The organism is Mesorhizobium sp. M0960, from assembly GCF_040319055.1.
Classification (GTDB): Bacteria; Pseudomonadota; Alphaproteobacteria; order Rhizobiales; family Rhizobiaceae; genus Mesorhizobium.
On the sequence record NZ_JAMYNN010000049.1, the window covers coordinates 1 to 2,865 of the forward strand.

Here is a 2,865-nt window from a genome sequence, read left to right on the forward strand (position 1 = left end):
GGTGCGGGCGATCCGGATCAACTGGCCGAACATTCGAATCCTGCTCCGCGGCGATAGCCATTATTGCAACCCGCAGGTCATCGACTGGTGCCGCGCCAACGACGTCGACTTCATCTTTGGCCTCGCGCCCACCACGACCCTGCGCAAGCATGTCGCGGATCTGGAGGCCAGCACGACGGCGCGCTTCGAAGCGTCGGCCAAGACAGGCAAGGTCCGCAGGTTCAAGGAGTTCGTTGACGGCGCCCGCGGCGCGGCCGGGCCGGCAGCACTCAGGCGACTATAACGGGCGCAGAGCCGACCCTGCGGCTTCCAGACATTGTCGTGTACAGCTTCAGACCCTCAAGCCGAGCCCGCAGGGCCTCGCTTACCTTTTACGGGGCGGCGGTACGTCCAAGCCGCTTCAACAGTTAAGAATTTCGCAAAGACGATACCCCCGGATCGTCGAGCTTCCGCTGCCACTTCCCGCATTCGCCGAGGCGGTCAATGACCCGCCCTTCACAATAGTTATCCGGCAAGCATCTGGATGCGAGAGATAATGTTGCCGGAGGCATCTCTCATGGCTTCTACACCTGCCTGAACGCCAGAACCGCGTTCGTGCCGCCAAAGGCGAAGGAGTTGCTCAGTGCCACGCGCACCTTGCGCTCGCGTGCCACATTGGGCGTGACGTCGAGATCGCAATCGGGGTCCAGCTCACGATAATTGGCAGTCGGCGGCACGACGCTCTCGCGGATAGCCATCACGCAGGCGATCAACTCGAGCGCGCCGGACGCGCCGAGGCAATGCGCGTGCATGGACTTGGTAGAAGAAATGGACATTGAGAAGGCGTGCTGACCGAAGACGCGCTTGATCGCCGCCGTCTCGATCTGGTCGTTGGCCTTGGTGCCGGTGCCGTGCGCGTTGAGATAGTCGACATCCTCGGCGTCCAGCCTGGCATCGGCAAGGCAGGCCCGCATTGCTGCCTCCGGCCCCTCGACAGTCGGCGCGACGATGTCGGACGCATCGGCGGAAAGGCCGGCACCGGCAATTTCGGCAAGGATGGTGGCGCCCCGAGCCAGGGCATGCTCGTAGCTTTCCAGCACCGCCATGCCGGCGCCTTCACCAAGCGACAGGCCCTGGCGATCGGCCGAGAATGGCCGGCAAGTATCGGGCGAAAGCACGCGGATCGCTTCCCATGCCTTCAGCACACCCCATATGAGCGGCGCTTCGCTGCCGCCGGCAAGCATCACGTCGGCCCGGCCGAGCCTGATCTGGTCCACCGCGCAGGCAATCGCATGGTTTGCCGAGGAACAGGCGGACGTGACGCCGAACACCGGCCCGCGCAGACCAAGACTCATGCTGACCTGGCCGGCAGCGGCACCCGGCATCGCCTTGGGTACAGTCAAGAGAGCGGCACGCTTACCGCCCAGAAGGATGGCGCGGTAGGTTTGCTCGATCGCATCCCACCCGCAGCCGCCAACGCCCACCGTCGCACCGAAGCGATAGCTATTTCCCTCTTTGGAGGAAAGTCCGGCCTGACGCATGGCTTCGCGCGCCGCAAGCACAGCGAGCAGGCTGAAGCGGTCCATGGAGATGAGTTGCTTGCCGTCGATGTCATGCTCCGGCAGCGCCTTGATCTCGGCACCGATCCTGACCCTCAATTCATGGAGCTCGGAGTTGACGATTGGGCCGATGGCGGAGCGGCCTTCTCGCATCTCTGTCCAAATGGCGGCGGCGTTGGTCCCAAGCCCGCAAATACCGCCAATCCCAGTAATCACGACGCGCCTGTCCATTCACACCCCCTTAGCGAGCAAGCTGCGCACGGCTTCCACCATGTCCCCAACATTCTGGAGATCCGACCATGCCTCGGCCGTATTCATCTCGATCTGGATGCCGTAGGCCTGCTCCAGGTCCCAGAGAACGTCCGCCAATCCCAGTGAATCGATACCGAGCGAAGTCAGTCCCGTGGCAGCCGTTATCTCGCCGCCTGTGGCAGGCGCTATGCCGCCCTCCGACGCGGCGCGCTTCTTGATAATGGCGATTATTTCGTTGGCGAGTTGATCTGCCATCTTGTTCCTTTCCAGCTTGCGTTTTCGGCGTCGTTCAAAACCCGAGTCGCGTCGCGTTGCCAAAATTGCCCCTCATAGAGCCTGTGCGACCGACCAAGCCCAATGCCCATAGGAACCGGACGAGTTCCGGCTTCTGCGGCGTCAGCCCGATGACGAAGAAAAGTCGCCGGCCTCCCGCTTTTGCGCCAGCACATCAAGAATCTGCGTGTAAATGGATAGGAACCGTCGTCAAACGTCAGCTAAACGCTGCGACGGTGGGTGCTGTCAGCGTATTCACTCGGCACCTCATATGTAATCGAGATGTTTCATAGCTCCGGACCAGTTGCGATCAACTATTGTACCGGTCCGCCATTCGTCGGAGAGTTCGACATGATCGGAGCGCTGCCTCTCATTCCCAGTACAATCTCCACCGCACGCGACAGATTTCCTCTTTCGGGCTCTTCTCAAGGGACTCGCCACGCGATAGAGGCAGTGATCGGCGCACGTGAGGTCCTGCCAAGTCCATGCGACATTCCGGAAAATTGGTAAAATCGTTTGTTTCAATCAAATGCATCCACGCTATGGATAGCTAAGACATGCGTTTCAAAGGGCTCGATCTGAATCTTCTCGTCGTTCTCGACGCGCTGCTGAGCGAGCGCGGCCTCACGGCGGCGGCACGCCGCATCAACCTAACCAAATTCATGGGGGTTGGTGGATGTGGCGCAAGCCGTTGAAATGACATAGGATTTGGTTGCCTAAGCCGATCCGAACCATTTCCCGGAGACCACACCCACCATGAACGATCTTGCGCTGCCGCTGAGCGGTTTGTCATCAGTCGGCG

2 protein-coding genes and 3 pseudogenes are annotated in these 2,865 nt (G+C 61.0%); 3 read left to right on the forward strand and 2 right to left on the reverse strand.

Going from position 1 to position 2,865, the window contains the following annotated elements; translation table 11 throughout:
* Together NKH63_RS31210 and NKH63_RS31215 are read left to right on the forward strand one after the other, a co-directional pair.
* Positions 1-244: pseudogene (locus NKH63_RS31210) on the forward strand (transposase); the annotation flags it as partial.
* A gap of 168 nt (positions 245-412) precedes the next feature.
* Positions 413-577 (forward strand): annotated as a pseudogene (locus tag NKH63_RS31215) (LysR family transcriptional regulator); the annotation flags it as partial.
* On the opposite strand, the gene NKH63_RS31220 reads toward NKH63_RS31215, so the two are convergent.
* Positions 564-1,769, reverse strand: a complete 1,206-nt coding sequence (locus tag NKH63_RS31220; protein WP_352453892.1) for a beta-ketoacyl-[acyl-carrier-protein] synthase family protein — start codon at positions 1,767-1,769, stop codon at positions 564-566. The pseudogene NKH63_RS31215 and the gene NKH63_RS31220 overlap by 14 nt on opposite strands.
* Positions 1,770-2,045, reverse strand: coding sequence for an acyl carrier protein (locus NKH63_RS31225; protein ID WP_352458906.1), 276 nt, complete (start codon positions 2,043-2,045; stop codon positions 1,770-1,772).
* A gap of 575 nt (positions 2,046-2,620) precedes the next feature.
* On the opposite strand from NKH63_RS31225, the pseudogene NKH63_RS31230 reads away from it, so the two are divergent.
* Positions 2,621-2,722: pseudogene (locus tag NKH63_RS31230) on the forward strand (LysR family transcriptional regulator); the annotation flags it as partial.
* Positions 2,723-2,865: the final 143 nt, after the last annotated feature.